Origin of the sequence: Microvirga vignae, from assembly GCF_001017175.1 — a bacterium.
GTDB lineage: Bacteria > Pseudomonadota > Alphaproteobacteria > Rhizobiales > Beijerinckiaceae > Microvirga > Microvirga vignae.
The window spans coordinates 49,962-72,545 of sequence record NZ_LCYG01000016.1; the positions used below are offsets into that span (position 1 = coordinate 49,962).

The window sequence follows — 22,584 nt, forward strand, 5'->3', positions numbered from 1 at the left end:
AAGGAGCGGGAGACAGGAAGATCCTCAGAAGGCGCATGCAGCACGATCCAGCGAGACCGGCTCTTGAGAGCACTCCCACGGCGATCCCATTTCGCTGGCGGGAAGTGCGTTTGATAACGGGTCTTGTCCTCGGCTTTTTTCTGCTCACCCATTTCGGCAATCACGCTCTGGGTCTCATTTCCGTCGAAGCGATGGAAAAGGGGCGGGGGTGGTTCAATCTTCTCTGGCGAAACCCGCTCGGCACGGTCCTGCTCTACGGATCGCTCCTGATTCATTTTCTGATGGCGCTCCAGGCGCTCTACAGGCGGCGAACCTTGCGGATGCCCTGGAGAGAGGCGGCGCAGTTGCTTTTGGGGCTTTCGCTCCCATTTCTGGTGATTTCGCATGTGGTGGGGACCCGGATCGAGTGGAGCCTGACCGGCTGGGCCTCGGGCTATCCTGAAGTGGTCCGCAATCTCTGGATCCGCGCGCCCGAGATCGGTCTTCGGCAAACCATTGCCCTCATCGTCGCGTGGCTTCACGGATGCTTAGGGATCTTCTTCTGGCTGCGTGCGAAAACCTGGTTCTCACGTTATGCCCTGCTGCTCTACACGGGCGCCATTCTCGTGCCGGTGCTCGCTTTGCTCGGCTTCGTGTCGGCGGGCAAGGAGATTGCCAGGGCTCCGGACCAGTACGGGTCCGCCATGCGGGTTGCATCATCGGCCGCCGAGACTCTCGCCCGCATCAATATGGGTCTTTCGGCGTTCTTTGCGGTGCTCATCGTGGGCACGCTCGTCGCGCGCGTCGTCCGCAGGACTCTTTTGCAATCGCAGAGAGTTCGGATCATCTATCCGAATAACCAGATCGTCAGCGTGCCTCTTGGCTTCAGCGTGTTGGAAGCGAGCCGGATCGCGGGCATCCCGCATATTTCCGTCTGCGGCGGGCGAGGGCGTTGCTCCACATGCCGGGTCCGCGTCGTCGATGGTGAAGAAGGGCAGCCGCCTCCCAATGGCCAGGAGCGCGGAACTCTGGCGCGGATCAAGGCCGGGCCCGATGTGAGGCTCGCCTGCCAATTCAGGCCGGTTCACGATGTTGCGGTGGTGCCGATCCTGTCGACGAGCCGTAACGGCCTGACATCTCTGGTGCGGGGCGGCAAGGCGCAGGGGCAGGAACGCGAGATCGCGATCCTCTTCTGCGACCTGCGTGGATTCACGAGCTTGGCGGAACGGCATCTGCCCTTCGATACGGTCTTCATCCTCAACCGCTATTTCGAGATGGTGGGCGAATGCGTGGAGAATGCCGGAGGCTATATCGACAAATTCATCGGTGACGGGGTGCTTGCTCTCTTCGGCTTGAAGACGTCGCCGCAGGAAGCGGCCAGACAGGCGGTCGATGCGGCTTTGAGAATTCGCGCGGGGCTCACCGCTCTCAACCGGCAATACGCGAGCGAGTTCGAGAAGCCGCTGCAGATCGCCATGAGCCTTCACGCAGGCTCTGCCATCGTCGGCGAAATGGGGTACGGCCAGGCAACGAGCCTGACCGCCGTGGGCGACACCATCAATGCTGCAAGTCGTCTGGAGGGTCTTGCCAAGGATCTCGATGTGGAGCTCGTGATCTCACAGGACATCGCGGTTCGTGCCGGGCTCGATCTCTCAACTCGCGAACGGCGCACGATCCCCATTCGAGGTCGTGCCGCGCCCATCGACAGCTGGATCATTCCCGAGGTGAGCGAACTGGCTCGCTGATCTTCTTCGCGAGGCAATGAAAACTGATCTCGCGATCCAGCAACCCGTCCTATGCATTCCCAATCAGGACGCCCGCTCCGAAGACCAGCGCGCCGCCGAGCACCACCTGGAAGGCAGCGCGCAGGAAAGGCGTTTCCATATAGCGGTTCTGGATGAAGGCGATGGCCCAGAGCTCCACGAACACCACGGCGGCGGCGATGATCGTCGCGGTCCAGAAGTGCGGGATGAGATAGGGCAGGGCGTGGCCGAGGCCGCCGATGGCGGTCATGATCCCGGAGGCCATGCCTCGCTTGACGGGCGAGCCGCGCCCGGAGAGCTTGCCGTCGTCGTGGGCGGCTTCCGTGAAGCCCATGGAGATGCCGGCACCCACCGAGGCCGAGAGGCCGACGAGGAAGGTCTGCCAGGTATCCTGCGTGGCGAAGGCGGCCGCGAAAATCGGGGCGAGCGTCGAAACCGATCCGTCCATGAGGCCCGCCAGGCCCGGCTGGACATAGGTGAGGATGAATTGCCGCCGCTCGGTCTGGGCCTCTTCCTCCTTCACCGATTCCGGCGTGTAGGCGAGGTCGAGACGGCGGGCGAGCGACTCGTGCGCCACCTCCGCCGCCGCGAGGTCGCCGAGGAGCTTTCGTGTCGAGGCATCGCTGGTGCGCTTGGCGGCCTCCACGTAGAAGCGGTGGGCCTGCGCCTCCATGGTCTCGGCGGCAGCGCGCACCTTCCCGATGCCGAGCGGACGCACGAGCCAATCGGGCTTGCGCTCGTAATAGCCGCGCACATGCTCGCGGCGGATCAACGGAATGATCTCGCCGAAACGTCTGCGGTGCAGCTCGATCAGCGCCGCCCGGTGCGCGTCCTCCTCGGCCGCCATCTCCTCGAAGACCTTGGCCGATTGTGGAAAATCGGCCCGTAACCCGTCCGCATAGGAAAGGTAGATCCGCGCATCGTCTTCCTCTGAGGAAATCGCGAGCGCCAGGATTTCCTGTTCGCTGAGAGAGTCGAAGGGACGGCGATCGAAGCCGAAGACGCGCGAGAGCATGGCGGCACATTTGTTTAGAATAATTCTAAATATCGTCCCTCGATCAGAGCGTCAATCATGCCAAGCTCGATCCTCGTGAAGAGTGCAACAAAAAAGCGCGGCTTTCGCCGCGCTTTCCCGATCGTTCTCGAAAACCGAGAGGCTTACTCGCCCGCAGCCTTCTGCTGATCGCGCTGGGCCTTTTCGGCTTCGCGCTCGGCCTTGAGCTGCTCGGTGATGTCCTCGCCGGTCTCCTGGTTGACCACCTTCATGGAGAGGCGGACCTTGCCGCGCTCGTCCATGCCGAGGAACTTCACCTTCACCTTGTCACCTTCCTTGACGACGTCCGTCACCTTGGCGACGCGGTTCTTGGCGAGCTCCGAGATGTGCACGAGGCCATCGCGGGAGCCGAAGAAGTTCACGAAGGCGCCGAACTCCATCACCTTCACGACCGTGCCGTCGTAGATCACGCCGACTTCCGGCTCCGCCACGATGGAGCGGATCCAGTTGTAGGCGGCCTTGATCGACTTGCCGTCGGCGGACGCGATCTTGATGAGGCCGTCGTCGTTGATGTCGATCTTCGCGCCGGTCTTCTCCACGATCTCGCGGATGACCTTGCCGCCCGAACCGATGACTTCACGGATCTTGTCGACCGGAATCTGCATGGTCTCGATGCGCGGCGCGTGCTCGCCGAGCTCGGCGCGCGGAGCGGTGAGGGCCTTGTTCATCTCGCCCAGGATGTGAGCGCGACCTTCCTTGGCCTGATCGAGCGCGACGCGCATGATCTCCTCGGTGATGCCGGCGATCTTGATGTCCATCTGGAGCGAGGTGATGCCCTGGTCGGTACCCGCCACCTTGAAGTCCATGTCGCCGAGGTGGTCCTCGTCGCCGAGGATGTCGGACAGAACCGCATAGCGCTCACCCTCGAGGATGAGGCCCATGGCGATGCCCGCCACCGGGCGGCGCAGCGGAACGCCCGCGTCCATCAGCGCCAGCGAAGAGCCGCAGACGGTGGCCATGGAGGACGAGCCGTTCGATTCCGTGATCTCCGACACGACGCGAATCGTGTAGGGGAACTCGTGGGAAGCCGGCAGCATCGGATGAATGGCGCGCCAGGCGAGCTTGCCATGGCCGATTTCGCGGCGGCCCGGCGAGCCCATGCGGCCCGTCTCGCCGACGGAGTAGGGCGGGAAGTTGTAGTGCAGCAGGAAGGTTTCCTTGCGGGTGCCTTCGAGCTCGTCGATGAACTGCTCGTCCTCGCCGGTGCCCAGCGTCGCCACCACGAGAGCCTGTGTCTCGCCGCGGGTGAAGATCGCCGAACCGTGGGTGCGCGGCAGAACGCCCACTTCCGAGAGAATCGGACGGACGGTGCGAAGATCGCGGCCGTCGATGCGGTGGCTGGTGTCGAGGATGTTCCAGCGCACGACCTTGGCCTGGGCTTCCTTGAAGACGGCCTTCACCTTTTCGGCATCGAACTTGGCTTCACCTTCAACCGGGCAGAGCGCATCCATCACCTTCGCCTTCACGGCGTCGACGGCGGCGTAGCGGTCCTGCTTCTTGGTGATTTTGTAGGCTTCGCGCAGGTCCTTCTCGGCGATGTCGAGAACAGCCTTCTCCACGTCGGAGACATCGGCCGGCTGGAAGTCGCGGGGTTCCTTGGCAGCCTTCTCGGCGAGGCGGATGATGGCCTCGATCACCGGCTGGAAGTGCTTGTGGCCGAACATCACGGCGCCGAGCATCACGTCCTCGGGCAGTTCCTTCGCCTCGGACTCGACCATGAGCACGGCGTCGGTGGTGCCGGCGACCACGAGGTCGAGCGAGGTCTGCTCCATCTCCTGGAGCATCGGGTTCAGCTTGTACTGGCCGCTGATGTAGCCGACGCGGGCGGCCCCCACCGGACCCATGAAGGGAACGCCGGAGAGAGTCAGCGCAGCAGACGCGGCGACCATGGCCACCACGTCAGGATCGTTCTCGAGATCGTGCGAGAGCACGGTCACCACGACCTGGGTGTCGTTCTTGTAGCCGTCGACGAAGAGGGGACGGATCGGACGGTCGATGAGGCGGGAGACAAGGGTCTCCTTCTCGGACGGGCGGCCTTCGCGCTTGAAATAGCCGCCCGGGATACGACCGGCCGCATAGGCACGCTCCTGGTAGTTCACCGTGAGCGGGAAGAAGTCGATGCCAGCCTTCGGCTCCTTGGCCGAAACGACGGTGGCGAGCACGGTGGTCTCACCGTAGGTGGCGACCACGGCGCCATCGGCCTGGCGGGCCATGTGGCCGGTTTCGAGCGTGAGCTTGCGCCCACCCCAGATCAGTTCTTCGCGTTGAATATCGAACATGTTTTGTCTTTCATGACAGCAGAAGCGGGGGCTCGATGCCATGAGCAAGACGGCAAGAGACTCACGCAGCGAAAACATCCGCTGTCCCAAGCCCCTTGCGATCCTGCCATGGTCATCGCGTCATCCGTCTTCTCAAAGGGACGCCGGGATCTCTTTTTGTCTCACCAGCGCCGGACCGAAGGGTCGGAAGCTTTCATCCGATCCGTTCGTGAATACCGGAGATGATCTTTTCTCGATCAGATCCGGAAAAACCGTCCGGAGCCGTGCTCCGGACGGAAGTTGTTTAAAAGCTTAGCGGCGGATGCCGAGCTTCTCGATCAGGGTCTTGTAGCGGTTCTCGTCCTTCTTCTTCAGATAGTCGAGAAGCGAACGACGCGACGAGACGAGCTTCAGGAGGCCACGACGGGAGTGGTTGTCCTTCGTGTGGGTCTTGAAGTGACCGGTCAGGTTGCTGATCCGCTCGGTCAGAATGGCGATCTGCACCTCGGGGGAGCCCGTGTCGCCAGCCTTCTGCGCGAATTCCTTCACAAGCGCGTTCTTGCGCTCAGCAGTGATCGACATCGCATATCCTTTCAGGTTTGCTTTTCGATGAGGATCTCAGGCTTCAGGCCCAAGATCAGGTTCGTCCGGGAAAGGCCGGGCCGGGATGTCGTCCAGCGCGGTCTGTAACCCAAGACGGTCTCCTGGAGGGTCAATCCTTCAGAGGCGGGCGCACCATACACGAATTGCGAATAAGTGCCAGCGGAATCGTTTTTGCCAAGTTAGGCCAAGGAGATGGCCGGTTCCGCCACATCTGTCGCCGCAGCTGCCGGAACAAGTTTTCACGGCCAATGTTGGTGAATCAGATGCCCCCTCAATATAGGAACCCGACACCATGACCGCCAGCACCGCAGGCATGATGGATCTTACCTCCAACGAAACGGTGAAGAACATCTTCATCACCGGCCTTCAGAACGCGCATGCTCTGGAAAAAGAAGCTCTGCAGCTGATGCAGCGCCAGGTGGAACGCTTCGAGCATTATCCGGAAATGTCGGACCTGCTGCGCACCCATATCGCCGAGACGGAAGGCCAAGTGCGCCGCCTCGACGAGATGCTGCACACCTTCGGCGAGGACCGCTCGCTCCTGAAGGACATGGCCACTCAAGTGATGGCCAACATGGCTGCCGTCGGTCACATGCCGATGGCCGACGAGGTTCTGAAGAACACCTTCGCCAACCATGCCTTCGAGAATTTCGAGATTGCGTCCTACAAGTCGTTGATCACGATGGCTGAGGCTGCCGGCCACCAGCGCTTCATCCCGGCGCTGCAGGACACTCTCCGTGAGGAGGAAAAGACGGCTCAAGCCATTCGCGACATGATCGAGCCGATCACCCGCAAGTACCTGATGCGTGAGGCTCAGGGACTGAAGGCGGATCGATAGGACGGCTCAAAGTCGCCGCGTCATGGCCATCCCCGGACTTGATCCGGGGATCAGTCACGGCCATCTCGATTCTGAGGAGCACGGCGCTTTTTCATCGGGATTACCGGCAAAAGGCCGGGGATGACGTAGTGCGTTTCTCAAGCGCCGAGATTGAACACCCGGTGTGGCACCAATTCGCCGCGCTCGATGTCGCCGACTGCGACAAGCACACCATTGCACGTCGCGTAAGCCTTGCCTGAGAGCGGTGCATCGCGGCCGCGCAGGATGATGGACTGGCCGCGCATCAGGCGGCCCGCCATGTCGCGGCTCACCGCAACCGACGGAATCTCGCTGAGCGCGGTCTCGACCGGGCGCAAGGCCGCCGGGTCGGTGGCGAGATCATCCACCGTCACCGCGTCGTGCTCCGTGAACGGTCCCACACGCGTGCGCCGGAGTGCCGCGATGTGGCCGAGGCAGCCCAATGCGCGGCCGAGATCGCGGGCGATAGCGCGCACATAGGTACCCTTGCCGCAATCCGCCTCGATAACCGAGCGGTTGCCGTCATGGTGTACAAGCGCGAGGCGGTCGATCTCCACGGTGCGCGGCTGCAGCTCCACCACCTCGCCGTCGCGGGCAAGGTCATAGGCGCGCTCGCCTTGGATCTTGATGGCCGAGAAACGCGGCGGCACCTGCTGGACTTGGCCGATGAAGCGCGGCAGCAGGGCTTCGATGTCGGAGGCTTGCGGCATCTTGTCCGTGCGCTCGACCACATCGCCCTCGGTGTCATCCGTGTTGGTCTCCGCGCCCCAGGCGACGGTGAAGACGTAGGATTTGCGCCCGTCCATGATGAAGGGCACGGTCTTCGTGGCCTCGCCCAGGGCAATCGGCAGGATTCCGGAAGCGAGCGGGTCGAGGGTGCCTGCATGGCCTGCCTTCTTGGCGGAAAAGCCGCGCTTGACCACCGCAACCGCATGGGTCGAGGTCATCCCGACACCTTTGTCGAGGATGATCCAGCCATTGACGTCGCGCTTCTTCGGACGGTCGCCGTGAGGGCGACGGTGAGGGCGCTCTTGGGGGCGCTCTTCGGGGCGGTCTTCAGTCATCGCTCTCACTCGTCGTTGTCGTCGTTCACATCGACACCGGTCTTGCCGGTATCGCGCGCCACGCGTTCCGAGCGCAGCAGCGCATCGATGCGTGCGGCCTCATCGAAACTCTCGTCGCGGCGGAAGCGAAGGTCGGGTGCGAATTTCAGGTTCACGCGGCGGGCGACTTCCTGGCGCAGAACCTTCTTGTTCTTCTCCAGCGCCTTGATCACCGCATCCTCGTCCTTGCCGCCGAGCGGCATCACATAGGCGGTCGCGAGCTTCAGGTCAGGCGACATGCGCACTTCCGGAATCGTAATGACGTTTTTCGTCAGCACGTCATCCTGAAGATCGCCACGGGAGAGCACTTCCGCGAGTGCGTGACGCACGAGCTCGGCCACGCGCTGCTGGCGCTGGGACGGGCCGGCGGTTTGTTCGAAACGTTTTGCCATTGTCATCCTCCGGGATTGGACCGGATCGTTCGGGATGTCATGGCCGGGTCTGTCCCGGCCATCTCGATTGAATAGAAATGGAGCCCATCAAAGCGAGATCACCGGGACAAGCCCGGTGATGACGCATTGTTCTTGAGAGGGGCGTGAAGCGGCTTACAGCGACCGCTTCACCTCTTCCACGCGGTAGCACTCGATGATGTCGCCAGCGCGCATGTCCTGATAGTTCTCGAAGGCCATGCCGCATTCCTGACCCGAGGTGACCTCGCGGGCATCATCCTTGAAGCGCTTGAGCTGAGACAGCTTGCCTTCGTGGATGACCACGTTGTCGCGGATGAGGCGGACATGAGCGCCGCGTTGCACCACGCCGTCGAGGACGCGGCAGCCCGCGACCTTGCCGACCTTGGACACGTTGAACACCTCGAGGATCTGCGCCTCGCCGAGCCGCTCTTCGCGCAGCGTCGGAGCCAGCAGGCCAGACATTGCCGCTTTCACGTCATCCACGAGGTCGTAGATGATGTTGTAGTAGCGGATCTCGATGCCGGCACGCTCGGCGGCCTCACGCGCTTCCTTGTGGGCGCGCACGTTGAAGCCGAGGATGATCGCCCCGGAGGCTTCCGCCAGCGTGATGTCGGATTCCGAGATCGCGCCGACGCCGGCCTGGATGATGCGGGCGCCCACTTCCTCGTTGCCGACCTTCTCCAGAGCACCGGCGATCGCTTCCGCCGAGCCCTGCACGTCCGCACGGATCACGAGCGGGAACTCCTTGCGGCCCGCTCCGGCCTTCAGGTCGCGCATCATGTCGACCAGCGTACGACCGGCCGAGCCCATGCGGGCGGTGGCGCGTTCGCGCTTCTGGCGCGCACGATACTCGGTGATCTCGCGGGCGCGGGCTTCGGACTCGACCACCGCGACGCGGTCGCCTGCTTCCGGCGTGCCGTTGAAGCCCAGCACCTCAACCGGAACCGAGGGACCGGCTTCCTTCACGTTGGCGCCCAGATCGTTGATCAGCGCGCGCACGCGGCCCCATTCGGCCCCGGCTACCACGATGTCGCCCGTGCGCAGCGTGCCGCGCTGGACGAGAACCGTGGCCACCGGGCCGCGACCGCGATCGAGCTTGGCTTCGATGACGGTGCCTTCGGCCGAGCGCTCGGGATTGGCCTTCAGGTCGAGAATTTCAGCCTGGAGCTGGAGACCTTCGAGCAGGTCGTCGAGGCCCTGGCCGGTCTTGGCGGACACCTCGAATTCGAGGGTTTCGCCGCCCATGGATTCCACGACGATCGAGTGCTGGAGCAGCTCGGTGCGCACCCGCTGCGGGTTGGCATCGGGCTTGTCCACCTTGTTGATCGCCACGATCAGCGGCACGCCGGCCGCCTGCGCGTGAGTGATCGCCTCGACGGTCTGGGGCATGACGCCGTCATCGGCCGCCACCACGAGCACGACGATATCGGTCACCTTGGCGCCGCGGGCGCGCATGGCGGTGAAGGCCGCGTGGCCGGGGGTGTCGATGAAGGTGATCTTTCCGCCGAGCGGTGAGGTCACCTGATAGGCGCCGATATGCTGCGTGATGCCGCCGGCTTCGCCGGAGACCACGTTGGTCTTGCGGATCGCGTCGAGCAGCGAGGTCTTGCCGTGGTCGACGTGGCCCATGATGGTGACCACCGGGGGCCGGGCCGAGAGATTCTCGTCCGTGTCCGGCGTGTCGAACAGGCCTTCCTCGACGTCCGATTCCGCGACGCGCTTCACCGTGTGGCCGAGCTCCTCCGCGACGAGCTGCGCGGTATCGGCATCGATCACGTCGGTGATCTTGTGCATCTGTCCCTGCTTCATCAGGAACTTGATCACGTCCACGGCACGCTCCGACATTCGGTTGGCGAGCTCCTGGATGGTGATCGTTTCCGGAACCGTCACCTCGCGGGAAATCTTTTCCTTCTGCTCCACCTGACGGTGGCCCATCAGACGCTGGTTGCGGCGACGGAAAGCCGCGAGCGAACGTGTACGCTCGTCGTCATCCGAGGTCGCATTGGCAAGGGTCAGGCGGCCGCGGCGGCGCTCCTCGCCGGGAGCGGCCTTCGGGGTCTTCGGAGCAGCCACGGGCTTTGCCGCGCCACCGGGGCGACGGGCTGTACGCGGTGCCTCATCATCATCGATCTCGACGGCAGGGCCACGGGTCGCAACCGGCGGAGCGGTGCGGGCATTGGGCTTTGCCGTCGCCGGATCCGGAATGGCCGGAGCCGGGGGACGGGCCATATGGTTCAGGCTCGGCGGACGGCCCCCGGAGGTGCCGCCCGTAACGCGCGGGCCACCACCGAAACCACCAGGGCGGCCTTCGCCGCGCGGACCACCCTCCGAACGGGGTCCCTCGGAGCGGAAACCACCCGGACGACCTTCGCCGCGCGGACCGCCCTCGGAGCGGAAGCCGCCGGGGCGACCCTCGCCGCGCGGACCGCCTTCCGAGCGGAAACCGCCGGAGCGCTGGCCATCAGGGCGCGGACCGCCGGGACGGCCTTCGCCGCGCGGACCGCCTTCCGAGCGGAAGCCGCCGGGACGGCCTTCACCGCGCGGACCACCTTCGTGGCGCGGAGCCGGGCCACGGTCGCGAGCTTGTGCAGGAGCCGGTGCAGCGGGGGCAGGACGCGGTGCAGCCTCTTCGCCCAGACGACGGCGGGCCTCGTCCTCGGCGCGGCGCTTGCGCTCCTCGTCCTGACGACGGCGCTCTTCTTCCTCACGCTTGCGGGCTTCGGCCGCTTCACGTTCCTTGGCCTCGGCAGCCTCGCGCTCGGCGCGGCGGGTAGCCTCTTCGGCCTGGCGCTTGCGCTCCTCTTCGTCGCGACGGCGGGCATCGGCCAGGGCGTTCAGACGAGCATCGCGCTCCTGATCGGAGAGCGTCTGCAACACCACGCCGGATCGGGGCGCGTTGGAGGAAGGGCCGGAGCGCTGTGGGCGTCCACCCTGAGCCGGAGCCGCAGGCCTGGCAACCGGGGCAGCCGGTTTCGGGGCGGCAGCGGGGGCTGCAGCCTGTTGGGGCGCCGGCCTGTCATCCTTGGCCCCACCGGGGCCGACGGCAGGGCGACGCTTCACCGTCTCGACCACGACCGACTTCGATCGGCCATGGGAGAAGCTTTGGCGCACCGTGCCTTGCTCGACAGGGCGCTTCAGAGACAGCGTCTTGGACGACACGTGGAGAGTCTTGTCGCCCTGGTTTTTCGTATCAGTCATTCCGCCTCAGTTCCTGCGGGTTTCAAAATCGTGGGTTCGCCGGTCTCGTTTCCGAGGCCAGATGGATTGGCTTCGAAGCCGCAATAGGTGCGGTAACGATGCCAGCGGTTCAGAAAGCCGTCGCTCCCAGCGCCCGCGACGAGGGCAGCATGTATCACATGTGACCGGCCTAATGCCAAATCCAATTCGTCGATTGACAATACTTGGATGACCGGAAAGCTAGATATTGCCTCGCCGAGGCGTTTTCGCAACGGGTTCGCCAATTTTCTTCGCCCATCTTCAGCCGCCTCTGCGGCGTGAATAAGGGCAACGATGGGCTTATCCGTGACAGCCGACTCGACTTTCTGGAAGCCAGTGATGACGCAGCCCGCCTTGTTGGCGAGCGCCAAGCCCTGCCGCAGGTCTTCCCGGAGCATCCGCTCGATGTCCTGTGACAGAGTTTCGGAGGCCTTGGCCTCCATCTTGAAGGCGCGGGAGAAGAGGCGGCGTTTCACCGCCTCGTCCACCATGGTGGACCGGGCCGTCACCCAGACGCCCCGGCCGGGAAGCTTGTGCTTGAGATCGGGCACGACCTGACGGTCGGGCCCCAGGACAAAGCGGATCAGTCCCGCGGGGCTGTTCGCCTCGCGGGTGACGATGCAGGTGCGCTCCGGTTCATGCCGCGGCACGGGTGCTGACCTCGCTTTGCCATGGCCGTGGTTTAAGACGGCTGAGCCTCGGTCTCGGCCTCTTCGGCCGATCCCTCGGTCTCTACGGTTTCTTCAGGCTCCTCGATCCAGCCGGCTTTCACGCGGGCGGCCATGATCATGGATTCAGCCTCTGCACGGGACACGTCGAAGCCGTCGAGAGCGCCCTTGTAGCGGGTCGCATCGGCGCCCTTGCCTTCCGTCCAGCCGACGAGATCGTCGGTGGCGCAGCCGGCCAGGTCCTCGACATTCTTGATGTCGTTTTCGCCGAAGGCCACCAGCATGGCGGTGGTGACGCCGTCGATCTCCTTCAGATCGTCGGAGACACCGAGCTCCTTGCGGCGGGCCTCGTTCTCGGCCTCGATGCGGGCCAGATACTCCTGGGCGCGGCTCTGGATTTCGCCGGCGGTGTCCTCGTCGAAGCCCTCGATGGACGCGACTTCGGCGGAATCCACATAGGCGATTTCCTCGACCGAGCGGAAGCCTTCGGAGGCGAGCAGCTGGCCCACCACCTCGTCCACGTCGAGAGCGTTCATGAACAGCTCGGTGCGCTCGGCGAATTCCTTCTGACGGCGCTCGGACTCTTCAGCCTCGGTGAGGATGTCGATGTCCCAGCCGGTGAGCTGGGAGGCCAGACGCACGTTCTGGCCGCGGCGGCCGATGGCGAGCGAGAGCTGGTCGTCGGGCACCACCACCTCGATGCGGTCGGCCTCCTCGTCGAGCACCACCTTCACCACCTCGGCAGGCTGCAGCGCATTGACGATGAAGGTCGCCTGATCGGGGGACCACGGAATGATGTCGATCTTCTCGCCCTGAAGCTCGCCCACGACCGCCTGGACGCGGGAGCCGCGCATGCCGACGCAGGCGCCCACGGGATCGATCGAGGAATCGCGCGAGGTTACGGCGATCTTGGCGCGGGAGCCCGGATCGCGGGCCACGGCCTGCACGGTGACGATGCCGTCATAGATCTCCGGCACTTCGGAGGCGAAGAGCTTCGCCATGAACTGCGGATGCGTGCGGGACAGGAAGATCTGCGGGCCACGGGTCTCGCGGCGCACGTCGAAGAGGTAGGCGCGGATACGGTCGCCCGGACGGAAGGTCTCGCGCGGAATCAGCTCGTCGCGGCGGATGATCGCCTCGCCACGGCCGAGATCGACGATCACGTTGCCGTATTCGACGCGCTTGACCGCGCCGTTCACGATCTCGCCGATGCGGTCCTTGTATTCCTGGTACTGACGGTCACGCTCGGCATCGCGCACCTTCTGCACGATCACCTGCTTGGCCGACTGGGCCGCGATGCGTCCGAAATCGAACGGGGGCAGGGTGTCGGCGATCACGTCCCCCACCTGCGCTGCCGGATTGTGGCGGGCCCGGGCTTCTGAGAGGGTGATCTCGCGGGAATCGTTCTCCAGCGCGCCGTCCTCGACCACGAGGAGGTGGCGGGAGAGGCGCAGCTCGCCGGTCTTCGGGTTGATCTCGGCGTGGATGTCGGTCTCGGCGCCGTAGCGGGAGCGCGCAGCCTTCGCGATGGCGTCCGCCATGGCGTCCAGCACGATCTGCTTGTCGATCACCTTCTCACGCGCGACCGCATCGGCGATCTGCAAGAGCTCAAGCCTGTTGGCGCTAACAGCCATTGAGGTCACTCCTTAATTCGGTTTTGTCTTGGACGGGCTGCGCGGTTCCGGCGCTTCCACCACGTCCGTGTCTTCATCGAGATCGTCCGTGGTCGGCGCGGTTCCCCGGCGCAGCGATTCACGGATCAGGTCGTCTGTCAGGACGAGATGCGCCTCGCCCAGATCGGTCAGAGGCAGGCGCGCGATGGGCTCCAGGCCCTCTTTGACGTCCGGAAGCTCGACCACGAGCTTGCCGTCCTCCACGCCCCGGAGGAAGCCTCGAAAGCGCTTGCGGCCATCCACCGGCACGGCCATCTCGATCTTCGCCTCGTGGCCGGTCCAGCGCTCGAAATCGCTGGCGCGCACGAGCGGGCGGTCGATCCCCGGCGAGGAGACCTCAAGATAATAGGCCGTCGAGATCGGATCTTCGAGATCCAGGACCGGCGAAATCGCGCGGCTTAACGTTTCGCAATCGTCCACCGACATGGTGCCGTCCGGCCTCTCGGCCATGATCTGCACGGTGCAGCCATTCGTGCCGGTCACCTTCACCCGCACGAGATTGAAGCCCAGATCCTCGATCACGGGCTCGACGATGGCAGCCACCCGGGCGGCAACGCCGTTTTCCGTAATCAGCCGCTTGTCGCGTTCGTTCGTCATGGCTCCCCGAAGCTCCGGCGTTCGAGCAATAAAAAAGAGCGGACCCGGCGGGGCCCACTCTCGACCAGCAGCTTGACGCTGCAACCAGAGCTGACAACCGCAGATATACTGATTCAAGCCCGAAAAAGCAAGGGTCCTGCAAAAGGGGCCTCTTTCGCAAGCCCGCTGTCCTGATTCAGGAGCACCACGTTATCACGGCTTCAATGAGGCTATGTTAAAGCATCGGATCGATCCCAAAGGTGGAATCCACTTTTGGGTCCGATGCTCTCCTTCTTGATGAGCGCATCGTTTGTTGCGGAAAACCGGATCCACTTTTCCGCACGATGCGCTAGAGGAAGACGTTCCCTGGGGAGCCTGCCTTGAAGATCTCCCGCGTCCTTCTTGTTCTCGCACTGCTTCTTGTGGCCGCAGCCGCCTATTGGCGCCTCGGCAGGCCTCGGGACGTCGCCATCGTCATGCCCACTCGCGGCGATGCGGCGGAGATCGTCTACGCTACCGGCGTGGTGGAGCCGCGCATCTGGGCGAAGGTGACGCCGCTCTTGCGGGAGCGGATCGTCGAGCTGTGCAATTGCGAGGGCGAGGCCGTGGAGAAGGGCGCCGAACTCGCCCATCTCGATGACCGGCAGGCCCAGGCGAGCCTCTCCGAGCTTCGCGCGCGCCAGAGATTCCTGAGAGCCGATTACGAGCGGGTCTCCACCCTTGTCGAGCGCCGGGTCGCCAGCGAGCAGGCTCTCGACCGCGCCCGAAGCGAGCTGAGTCAGATCGAGGCGCTGATCGCCGGCCAGGAGACAAGGCTCGAGACCTACGTTCTGCGGGCGCCCATGAGCGGCGTCGTCCTGCGCCAGGACGGCGAGGTGGGGGAGGTGGCCGAGCCCGGTACGGTTCTGTTCTGGGTCGGCGAGCCGAAGCCGCTGCTGGTGGAAGCCGAGGTGAACGAGGAGGACATCCCGCGTGTCGCGGTGGGCCAGCGCGCGGTTCTCAAGGCCGACGCGTTTCCGGACCGGGTTCTGGAAGCGACCCTCGATTCCATCACGCCGAAGGGCGACCCGGTCGCCAAGACCTACCGGGTGCGTCTCGCACTCCCTGAGACGACGCCGCTGCGCATCGGCATGACGGTGGAAGTGAATGTGATCGTCCAGGTCTCCGCCAACGCGCTTCTCGTGCCCACCAATGCCCTTCGCGGCGGCGCTCTCTTCACCGTGGAGAATGGCGTCGCCAGGCGTCATGATGTGAAAGTCGGGATTCGCGGCGCCAGCAACACGCAAGTGTTGTCGGGTCTCGATGAGACCGAGTGCGTGATCGTGCCGTTCCCGGAGGATCTCGCTGATGGGGCGAAGGTGAGAGAAAAGAGAGGCTGAGCATGCGCCTCATCCTGGAGCTGGCCCTGACCCATATCGCCGGACGCGGCCGCCAGACCATCGTGGCCATTCTCGGTGTCGCGCTGGGCGTCGGTTTTTCCATCGCCATGGCGGCGCTGATGCAGGGCACGGAGAAGGATTTCATCGCGCAGCTCGTCGACACCATGCCCCATGTGCAGATCAGTGACGAGCGTCGCACGCCCCGCCGGCAGCCGGCCGAGGATCTGTTTTCCGCCGTGCAGTTCGAGGGCCTGCGACCGAAAGAGGATCGCCGCGGCATCCTCAATCCCGCCGCCGCTTTCGCATCCCTGCGCTCCTGGGTGCCGGGCCGCATGGCGCAGAGTCTGCGCACGCAGGGCGTGGTTCGATATGCAGGGCGCGACGTCGGCGTTTCCATCATCGGCATCGAGCCGGAGATCGAAGCAACGGTTTCCTCCGTTGCGGGCGACTTCGTTGAAGGAAGTTTCGATGCCCTGCAGGCGGGCGGCAACAACATCGTCGTCGGAGACACACTGGCGCAGCGCCTTGGCGCGTCGATGGGCACGACGATCCAGCTCGTGTCTCCTACGGGGCAGTCGCGCGGCTTCAAGATCGTCGGACAGTTCCACACCGGCAGCAATGCCCGCGACGAAGGTGAGACCTATGTGCTCTTGAAGAACGCGCAGATTCTCTCCGAGCGGCCGAATGCCATCAACGAAATCCGCCTTCGCCTGGACGATCCGGAGGCTGCGCCCCGCGTAGCCCGTCAGGCGGAAGCGGAACTCGGCTACAAGGCCGTGCCCTGGCAGGAGGCGAACGAGTCGCTGCTCGAAGCGCTCGTGGTGCGCAACGTGGTGATGTACACGGTGGTCGGCGCAATCCTGCTCGTGGCGGGTTTCGGCATCTTCAACATCATCTCCACCATCACGCACGAGAAGGCGCGCGACATCGCCATCCTGAAATCGCTCGGTTTCACCCAACGCAACATGCGCCGCCTGTTTCTCATCGAGGGATTGACGCTGGGTTTCGCCGGTTCCGTTGCCGGATGGCTGATCGGTTTTCTTCTCTGCTTCGCGCTTTCGCAGTTGGAGTTCAAGCTCTCCGGTGCAGCTGTCGGGCGCGAGATCACGCGTCTGCCGCTCTTCTGGACGCCCTGGCATTACGTGATCGCGTCTGCTTTCGCGCTCGGGTCCGCGGGCGTGGCGGGCTATCTCCCCGCGCGCCAGGCAGCACGACTCAATCCGGTCGACATCATCCGGGGAGCCACATGAGCGCGCTGATCGAAGCCGAGCATCTCACCCGGATTCTGCCGGCGATCGTACCGGTGACGTTGGTGCGGGACGTGTCTCTCACTGTTGGTGAAAAGGAATTCGTGGCGGTCACCGGCCCATCCGGCTCCGGCAAGTCGTCGCTTCTCTACCTGCTTGGCCTGCTCGATCGCCCGACCAGCGGCACGCTGAAAATCGCGGGGCAGGACACATCGCAACTCGATGATGACGAGCTCGCGCGCCTGCGCCTCGAGAGCCTCGGCTTCGTGTTCCAGTTCCACTTCCTGCTGCCTGAATTCAGCGTGCTGAAAAACGTGGAGCTGCCGATGCGAAAGGCAGGGTACCTCTCCGCATCTGAAATGAGCGACCGTGCCACGAGCCTGCTGGAGGATCTCGGCCTTGCAGGCCATCTCGACAAGCGGCCCGATCAGCTCTCGGGCGGCCAGCGTCAGCGCGTGGCGGTGGCTCGCGCGCTCGCCAACGATCCGCACGTTGTGCTCGCCGACGAGCCGACGGGAAGCCTCGACAGCAAGAGTTCCGAGCAGGTCTTCACCATCCTGCAGGATCTCGTGAGGAAGCGCGGCAAGACGGTGATCGCCGTTACCCATGACATGGATATCGCCGCCCGTGTCGACCGTCGCATCCATCTCGTCGACGGCAAGGTGGTGAGCGACGAGCGCGTTGCCCAAGCGGTTGTGTAAGCGGCAGCGTCAGACGCGCACGAAGGTCAGATAGCTCGGCACGCGGCCCTCGCGGATGGCCTTGGCCTCGTAGCGTGTGCCCGGCCAGCCCTCATAGGGCTTGCGCCAGTCATCGGCGCGCTTCGCGGTCCAGCGGAAGTGCTTGGAGCGGAGCACCCGGGTCAGGACCCAGCCGATGTAGTCGTCGATGTCGCTGGCAAAGCGCAGCTCCCCGCCGGGCTTCATGATGCGCGCCAGCGTCGTGAGCATCTCGTCGGAGACGAGGCGGCGCTTGCGCTGGCGGCGCTTCGGCCACGGATCAGGATAGAGGATGTAGACCCGGTCGAACGATGCGTCGGGCAGGGTCGGCAGGAGCTTGGTGACGTCGTCGTCCCACACGCGGATGTTGCCGAGCTTTTCGTGGTCGATGGCGGCAAGCAGTTTCGCCATGCCGTTCACGAAGGGCTCGCAGCCGATGAAGTTGATGTCGCGATGGGTACGGGCCTGGTGGGCAAGATGCTCGCCGCCGCCGAAGCCGATCTCGAGCCAGGTTTCGCGTGCGTCCGCATTGGGAAACTGGCTGGAGGGAGCGCTGCCCGGGATCACGCGGATCGCGGGCAGCAGGTTTTGGATCAGGTCATCCTGACCGGAGCGAAGCTTCTTGCCTTTCCGGCGCCCGAAGAAAGCGCCGGTCTTTTGAGATGCTTCGCTCATAGGAGATCAGAAGGCCGACTTGAGGGCGCTGGCGAGGTCGGTGCGCTCCCAGGAGAAGCCGCCGTCCGCTTCCGGCGTGCGACCGAAATGGCCATAAGCGGAGGTGCGCGCATAGATCGGCTTGTTGAGGCCGAGATGCGTGCGGATGCCACGCGGGGAGAGGTCCATGATCTCCATGAGAACGGCCTCGAGCTTGTCCTCGCTCACCTTGCCGGTCTCGTGCAGGTCCACGTAGATCGACAGGGGCTTGGCCACGCCGATGGCGTAGGAGAGCTGCAGGGTGCAGCGCTCGGCGAGGCCCGCGGCCACCACGTTCTTGGCGAGGTAGCGGGCGGCATAAGCCGCCGAGCGGTCCACCTTGGTCGGGTCCTTGCCGGAGAAGGCGCCGCCGCCATGCGGAGCCGCGCCGCCATAGGTGTCGACGATGATCTTGCGGCCGGTGAGACCGCAATCGCCGTCGGGTCCGCCGATCACGAACTTGCCGGTGGGGTTGACGTGCCAGATGGTATCGGCCGAGATCCAGCCCTCGGGCAGAGTCTGACGTATATAGGGCTCGACGATCGCGCGCACGTCATTGGAGGAGAGGTTCTCGTCCAGGTGCTGCGTGGAGAGAACGATCTGCGTGGCGGTGACGGGCTTGCCGTTCTCGTAGCGGACCGTGACCTGGCTCTTGGCGTCGGGACCGAGCTTGGCGGCATCGCCGACCTTGCCCTTGCGGGCGGCGGTCAGGTTCTCGAGGATCTTGTGGGCGTAGTAGATCGGCGCCGGCATCAGCTCCGGCGTCTCGTTGCAGGCATAGCCGAACATGATGCCCTGGTCGCCCGCACCTTCGTCCTTGTCGCCACCGGCGTCCACGCCCTGAGCGATGTGGGCCGACTGGGCGTGCAGGTAGACGTCGATCTCGGCGTTCTTCCAGTGGAAGCCTTCCTGCTCGTAGCCGATGTCCTTGATGGCGTCGCGGGCGAGCTGGATCACCTTGTCCTTGGTGATCGACTCAGGGCCGCGCACCTCACCGGCGATAACGACACGGTTGGTGGTGGCCAGGGTCTCGCAGGCGACACGCGCTTCCGGCTCGGCTGCGAGATAAGCGTCGACGACGGCATCGGAGATCCGGTCGCAAACCTTGTCCGGATGGCCTTCGGACACCGACTCGCTGGTGAAAAGATAGCTTGACCGCCGCACGATAGAATTCCTTTGAGGCAAACACGAAAAGCACGGCTCACACGGGCCGTAAGCCTGCACTCAGGTCATGCCTCAGGCCGGCGGAAAGGTCAAGCGAACGCGTTCTTTATGACGAACGTTCCTGCTCGTCCTGGGCCGCGAGCGATGTCACCAGCTGGACGATGCTCTTGCGGACCTTGGCGCTCTTGATGCTGGTAAAGGTGCGGATGAGCTGCAGGCCTTCCGGGGTCGACATGACGTCCGCGAGGTAAGGCGGTGATTCCTGTTCCGCAAAGCCAGGTTCTGTCTTGCCGCTCTTGATGCCATTGAAAAAGAAATGGATGTCGACGCCCAGGATCTTGGCAATGTCGACGAGGCGACCCACGCTGATCCGGTTCATGCCTTTTTCGTATTTCTGGACCTGCTGAAAGGTAAGGCCAAGCATTTCACCAAGCTTTTCTTGGCTCATGCCAATCGAAATACGACGCATACGCACCCGTGTTCCGATTTCCTTATCAATCGAGCTGGTCGACTTCTTCATGGCCCCAGGCTTTCTTGTCAAAGCTGACGTAACGCCATGTCCTTGTCATCTTAGATGGAGGACACTCTTTGTTTTCGGCGTACAATCAAGGTCATTAAGCAGATCACAAGCATGGCCGTCAAAGAAAACCTACTTGTTTTTGAAGAAAGATTTGCTTTCGCTGCAACCGGTAACTTTGCGTCTAGGATACCTTCAACTCCAAGTGGAATACTGTCCACAATCCGGCCGTAAGGGTCGACAACCGCTGAGATTCCTGTGTTGGCGGCCCTTACCATCGGTAGACCTTCCTCTACAGAACGCAGGCGTGCCTGTGCGAAGTGCTGGTAAGGTCCCGTGGTCTGTCCGAACCAGCCGTCATTGGTGACGTTGAGGATCAGGTCGGGGCGGGGGCCCTCAGGGAGGATATCACCGGGAAAGATCGCCTCATAGCAGATCGTGGCGGCCACCGGCGGCAATCCTGGAATGGAGAGCAGTCGACGCTCCTGGCTGGGCTCGAAGCCTCCCGGGATATGCACGAATTGGCGCAGGCCCACGGCTCGGATCAGGGTATCGAGGACCTTCGGCACGTATTCGCCGAAGGGCACCAGATGTACCTTGTCGTAATGCCCAAGAATGGTGCCGCGATCGTCGATCACCTGGATCGCGTTGTAGAACTTGCCGACCGCCTCGCCGGGCAGCGGCTCGTCCATGCGCGCGGCGCCCGTGATCAGCACGGAGCCCGGTTCAAGAAGACCGCCAATTTGCGCGAGGGAAGCCGGATCGCGGTGGAGAAGGAACGGGAAAGCCGATTCCGGCCAGATGATATGGGTAGCATCCGCAGCGGTCTGGCCGTCGCGGCCGGTGCTCGCGCTCAGGGTGAGATAGCGCCGCATGATGGCGTCGCGATTGCGCGGATTGAATTTGGCATCCTGAGGCAGATTGGGCTGCATGATGCGAAGGCGCACATTCTCGACGGTGGCTGTCGGCTCGGATGGAACGCGCCAGAAGCCGAAGGCCGCCATCGCGAGAAGCAATGCCACAGCAAGGCCCGGCACGGTCCAGCGCTCACGCGCCGTGCGGCCTGTGATTGCCAGTGCGGGAGAAGCACAGATCGCGATGGCGAGGAAGCTCAGTCCGTAGAGGCCGACGAGCGAGGCGCTCTGCATCAGCCACAGATTCTGGCCGAGCGCCATACCGGGATTGTTCCAGGGAAAGCCCGTGAAGACATGACCGCGCAGCCACTCGCTGATCGAAAGTCCGAAAGCAAGGGCGAAGACGCGCGAGGCATCGGGCAGCCACAGAAGGCGGGCAAGCGCAAAGCCGAAGGCGGTGAAGAAGGCGAGCAGAGCCGGAAGCCCCAGGACGCCGAAGGGCAGGGCCCAGGCGAATTGGTCTGCTTCCACGAGGAAGGCCGCGCCCAGCCACCAGAGCCCGGCTACGAAATATCCGAAGCCCCAGAACCAGCCGATGAGAGCCGCCGATTTGAGGGGAGCCCAACGGGAAGGACCCGCCTTGCCGGCCCCGTCGATGAGCCACACGGCGGGCGTGAGCGACAGGGCAAGCGCCGGCAGGAAGCCGAAGGGCGGCATGGCGAGCGCACCCGCAACGCCCGCTGCAAAGCTAAAGATCCAGCGGCGCCATCCCCGGGCGAGGATGGCGCGATCGGCGACAAGGATCATTCCGCCGCAGCGCTTTCAGGGCGCGGAGATGATTCCACCTCGACCTCGGTGGATGCGACATGCTGGAGGATGCGCAGGCGCTTCACCCGGCGGGGATCGGCGTCCAGCACCTCGAATTCGAGGCCCTTCGGACCCTCGATCACCTCGCTGCGGGAAGGCACGCGGCCAGCGAGCGTCACGATGAAGCCGCCGATGGTGTCGATGTCCTCGGCGCCTTCTTCGTCGGAGAGATCGACGCCGAGCGTCTCCGTCACCTCGTCGAGGCTGGCGCGGGCATCGGCGATGTAGGTGCCGTCGGCCGCCTTCGCGATGGTGACCTCCTCATCCTCGTCGTGCTCGTCCTCGATATCGCCCACCACCATTTCCACGAGGTCTTCGATGGAAACGAGGCCGTCCGTGCCGCCATACTCGTCGATCACGAGGGCCATGTGGGTGCGGGTTGCCTGCATGCGCACCAGGAGGTCGATGGCGGGCATGGAGCGCGGCACGAAGAGCACCGGGCGCAGGATATTGGCTTGAGCCAGTACCATGGACAGATCGACCTGCCCGAGGCTCGGCGGGGGCGTATCGTCGCTCGCTCCGCCTTCCGAGGCGCCGCCGTCGGCACGCATGGCGATGAAATCAAGAAAGTCCCGGATGTGGACCATGCCCTTTGGGTCGTCGAGAGTCTCGCCATAGACCGGCAGACGGGAATGGCCTGCCGTGCGGAAGAGGCTGAGCAACTCGCCGAGATTGGTGTCGGATGCCACCGCCACGATATCGGCGCGGGGCACCATCACGTCTTCCACCCGGATGCGGTGGAAGGAGAGCACGTTCTTGAGCATCGCCCTTTCCTGGGGCGAGAAGTCCGTGTCCTCGACGGATTCCTCAAGGGCGTCCTCGAGATCATGGCGGATGGATTCGCGGGGCTTCAGCCCTAGGCGAATGAGAACCCGGTCATACCAATGGTCGCGTGAATCGTCGTGTTCAGCGAGGGTTCGGACAGGTCGGTCGCTACGACTTCGATCTTCGTTCATATCAGTTGAGTATCAGCTCAAACGTTTTT

The 22,584-nt window shown here is 64.0% G+C and carries 19 protein-coding genes; 5 read left to right on the plus strand and 14 right to left on the minus strand.

Annotated features, from left to right (window positions below):
- Positions 1 to 35 precede the first annotated feature (35 nt).
- Positions 36 to 1,724 carry an adenylate/guanylate cyclase domain-containing protein gene (locus AA309_RS05115; protein WP_047187920.1) on the plus strand — a complete coding sequence of 563 codons (1,689 nt, stop codon included), beginning with the start codon at positions 36 to 38 and terminating at the stop codon, positions 1,722 to 1,724.
- A gap of 49 nt (positions 1,725 to 1,773) precedes the next feature.
- Here the strand turns inward: AA309_RS05115 and mbfA are convergent, their stop codons facing one another.
- The 3 genes from mbfA to rpsO form a co-directional block, all read right to left on the minus strand.
- Positions 1,774 to 2,757, minus strand: a complete 984-nt coding sequence (gene mbfA / locus AA309_RS05120) for an iron exporter MbfA (RefSeq protein ID WP_047187921.1) — start codon at positions 2,755 to 2,757, stop codon at positions 1,774 to 1,776.
- A 143-nt stretch (positions 2,758 to 2,900) separates the two neighbouring features.
- A complete protein-coding gene (gene pnp / locus AA309_RS05125) occupies positions 2,901 to 5,075 on the minus strand; it encodes a polyribonucleotide nucleotidyltransferase (RefSeq protein ID WP_047187922.1) in 2,175 nt (724 codons plus the stop codon).
- A 291-nt stretch (positions 5,076 to 5,366) separates the two neighbouring features.
- On the minus strand, positions 5,367 to 5,636 hold the full coding sequence (rpsO, locus tag AA309_RS05130) for a 30S ribosomal protein S15 (protein WP_047187923.1): 270 nt from the start codon (positions 5,634 to 5,636) through the stop codon (positions 5,367 to 5,369).
- A gap of 313 nt (positions 5,637 to 5,949) precedes the next feature.
- Between rpsO and AA309_RS05135 the strand changes: the two genes are divergently transcribed.
- Positions 5,950 to 6,495, plus strand: coding sequence for a ferritin-like domain-containing protein (locus AA309_RS05135; RefSeq protein ID WP_084730879.1), 546 nt, complete (start codon positions 5,950 to 5,952; stop codon positions 6,493 to 6,495).
- A 137-nt stretch (positions 6,496 to 6,632) separates the two neighbouring features.
- Here the strand turns inward: AA309_RS05135 and truB are convergent, their stop codons facing one another.
- The 6 genes from truB to rimP all read right to left on the minus strand — a co-directional run bounded on the left by truB (position 6,633) and on the right by rimP (position 14,180).
- Positions 6,633 to 7,577 carry a tRNA pseudouridine(55) synthase TruB gene (truB, locus tag AA309_RS05140; protein WP_047187924.1) on the minus strand — a complete coding sequence of 315 codons (945 nt, stop codon included), beginning with the start codon at positions 7,575 to 7,577 and terminating at the stop codon, positions 6,633 to 6,635.
- Positions 7,578 to 7,582: 5 nt separating this feature from the next.
- Positions 7,583 to 8,008 carry a 30S ribosome-binding factor RbfA gene (gene rbfA, locus AA309_RS05145; protein ID WP_047187925.1) on the minus strand — a complete coding sequence of 142 codons (426 nt, stop codon included), beginning with the start codon at positions 8,006 to 8,008 and terminating at the stop codon, positions 7,583 to 7,585.
- 153 nt (positions 8,009 to 8,161) lie between these two features.
- Positions 8,162 to 11,224 (minus strand): translation initiation factor IF-2, encoded by a 3,063-nt coding sequence (infB, locus tag AA309_RS05150; protein WP_047187926.1) that lies wholly within the window; start codon positions 11,222 to 11,224, stop codon positions 8,162 to 8,164.
- A complete protein-coding gene (locus AA309_RS05155) occupies positions 11,221 to 11,892 on the minus strand; it encodes an RNA-binding protein (RefSeq protein WP_047187927.1) in 672 nt (223 codons plus the stop codon). Before AA309_RS05155 ends, infB begins: the two co-directional genes overlap by 4 nt.
- A gap of 32 nt (positions 11,893 to 11,924) precedes the next feature.
- Positions 11,925 to 13,544 (minus strand): transcription termination factor NusA, encoded by a 1,620-nt coding sequence (gene nusA / locus AA309_RS05160; RefSeq protein WP_047187928.1) that lies wholly within the window; start codon positions 13,542 to 13,544, stop codon positions 11,925 to 11,927.
- 12 nt (positions 13,545 to 13,556) lie between these two features.
- Entirely contained in the window at positions 13,557 to 14,180 is a 624-nt protein-coding gene (gene rimP, locus AA309_RS05165) for a ribosome maturation factor RimP (protein ID WP_047187929.1), read from the minus strand.
- Positions 14,181 to 14,539: 359 nt separating this feature from the next.
- Between rimP and AA309_RS05170 the strand changes: the two genes are divergently transcribed.
- Genes AA309_RS05170 through AA309_RS05180 form a run of 3 tightly spaced genes read left to right on the plus strand, consistent with a single transcriptional unit; the run spans position 14,540 to position 17,486 of the window.
- Positions 14,540 to 15,538, plus strand: a complete 999-nt coding sequence (locus AA309_RS05170) for an efflux RND transporter periplasmic adaptor subunit (RefSeq protein WP_047187930.1) — start codon at positions 14,540 to 14,542, stop codon at positions 15,536 to 15,538.
- Between the two features lie 2 nt (positions 15,539 to 15,540).
- The gene (locus tag AA309_RS05175) at positions 15,541 to 16,788 is read left to right on the plus strand and encodes an ABC transporter permease (RefSeq protein ID WP_047187931.1); all 1,248 of its coding nucleotides are present in this window, start codon (positions 15,541 to 15,543) and stop codon (positions 16,786 to 16,788) included.
- Positions 16,785 to 17,486, plus strand: a complete 702-nt coding sequence (locus AA309_RS05180) for an ABC transporter ATP-binding protein (protein WP_047187932.1) — start codon at positions 16,785 to 16,787, stop codon at positions 17,484 to 17,486. The genes AA309_RS05175 and AA309_RS05180 overlap by 4 nt, the downstream gene beginning before the upstream one ends.
- Positions 17,487 to 17,495: 9 nt before the next feature.
- Here AA309_RS05180 and trmB read toward each other — a convergent pair whose 3' ends face one another.
- The 5 genes from trmB to AA309_RS05205 all read right to left on the minus strand — a co-directional run bounded on the left by trmB (position 17,496) and on the right by AA309_RS05205 (position 22,555).
- Positions 17,496 to 18,179 carry a tRNA (guanosine(46)-N7)-methyltransferase TrmB gene (trmB, locus tag AA309_RS05185; protein ID WP_047187933.1) on the minus strand — a complete coding sequence of 228 codons (684 nt, stop codon included), beginning with the start codon at positions 18,177 to 18,179 and terminating at the stop codon, positions 17,496 to 17,498.
- 6 nt (positions 18,180 to 18,185) lie between these two features.
- The gene (metK, locus tag AA309_RS05190) at positions 18,186 to 19,361 is read right to left on the minus strand and encodes a methionine adenosyltransferase (RefSeq protein ID WP_047187934.1); all 1,176 of its coding nucleotides are present in this window, start codon (positions 19,359 to 19,361) and stop codon (positions 18,186 to 18,188) included.
- 106 nt (positions 19,362 to 19,467) lie between these two features.
- Positions 19,468 to 19,881 carry a helix-turn-helix domain-containing protein gene (locus AA309_RS05195; protein ID WP_047187935.1) on the minus strand — a complete coding sequence of 138 codons (414 nt, stop codon included), beginning with the start codon at positions 19,879 to 19,881 and terminating at the stop codon, positions 19,468 to 19,470.
- A gap of 50 nt (positions 19,882 to 19,931) precedes the next feature.
- Positions 19,932 to 21,539, minus strand: coding sequence for an apolipoprotein N-acyltransferase (gene lnt, locus AA309_RS05200; protein ID WP_047187936.1), 1,608 nt, complete (start codon positions 21,537 to 21,539; stop codon positions 19,932 to 19,934).
- Positions 21,536 to 22,555, minus strand: coding sequence for a hemolysin family protein (locus AA309_RS05205; RefSeq protein WP_047187937.1), 1,020 nt, complete (start codon positions 22,553 to 22,555; stop codon positions 21,536 to 21,538). The genes lnt and AA309_RS05205 overlap by 4 nt, the downstream gene beginning before the upstream one ends.
- Positions 22,556 to 22,584 lie beyond the last annotated feature (29 nt).

Bases quoted from the DNA above. Each gene is read 5' to 3' on its own strand.
- AA309_RS05115 (WP_047187920.1), top strand. From the start codon at position 36: ATGCAGCACGATCCAGCGAGACCGGCTCTTGAGAGCACTCCCACGGCG.
- mbfA (WP_047187921.1), bottom strand. From the start codon at position 2,757: ATGCTCTCGCGCGTCTTCGGCTTCGATCGCCGTCCCTTCGACTCTCTC.
- pnp (WP_047187922.1), bottom strand. From the start codon at position 5,075: ATGTTCGATATTCAACGCGAAGAACTGATCTGGGGTGGGCGCAAGCTC.
- rpsO (WP_047187923.1), bottom strand. From the start codon at position 5,636: ATGTCGATCACTGCTGAGCGCAAGAACGCGCTTGTGAAGGAATTCGCG.
- AA309_RS05135 (WP_084730879.1), top strand. From the start codon at position 5,950: ATGACCGCCAGCACCGCAGGCATGATGGATCTTACCTCCAACGAAACG.
- truB (WP_047187924.1), bottom strand. From the start codon at position 7,577: ATGACTGAAGACCGCCCCGAAGAGCGCCCCCAAGAGCGCCCTCACCGT.
- rbfA (WP_047187925.1), bottom strand. From the start codon at position 8,008: ATGGCAAAACGTTTCGAACAAACCGCCGGCCCGTCCCAGCGCCAGCAG.
- infB (WP_047187926.1), bottom strand. From the start codon at position 11,224: ATGACTGATACGAAAAACCAGGGCGACAAGACTCTCCACGTGTCGTCC.
- nusA (WP_047187928.1), bottom strand. From the start codon at position 13,544: ATGGCTGTTAGCGCCAACAGGCTTGAGCTCTTGCAGATCGCCGATGCG.
- rimP (WP_047187929.1), bottom strand. From the start codon at position 14,180: ATGACGAACGAACGCGACAAGCGGCTGATTACGGAAAACGGCGTTGCC.
- AA309_RS05175 (WP_047187931.1), top strand. From the start codon at position 15,541: ATGCGCCTCATCCTGGAGCTGGCCCTGACCCATATCGCCGGACGCGGC.
- AA309_RS05180 (WP_047187932.1), top strand. From the start codon at position 16,785: ATGAGCGCGCTGATCGAAGCCGAGCATCTCACCCGGATTCTGCCGGCG.
- trmB (WP_047187933.1), bottom strand. From the start codon at position 18,179: ATGAGCGAAGCATCTCAAAAGACCGGCGCTTTCTTCGGGCGCCGGAAA.
- AA309_RS05195 (WP_047187935.1), bottom strand. From the start codon at position 19,881: ATGAAGAAGTCGACCAGCTCGATTGATAAGGAAATCGGAACACGGGTG.
- lnt (WP_047187936.1), bottom strand. From the start codon at position 21,539: ATGATCCTTGTCGCCGATCGCGCCATCCTCGCCCGGGGATGGCGCCGC.
- AA309_RS05205 (WP_047187937.1), bottom strand. From the start codon at position 22,555: ATGAACGAAGATCGAAGTCGTAGCGACCGACCTGTCCGAACCCTCGCT.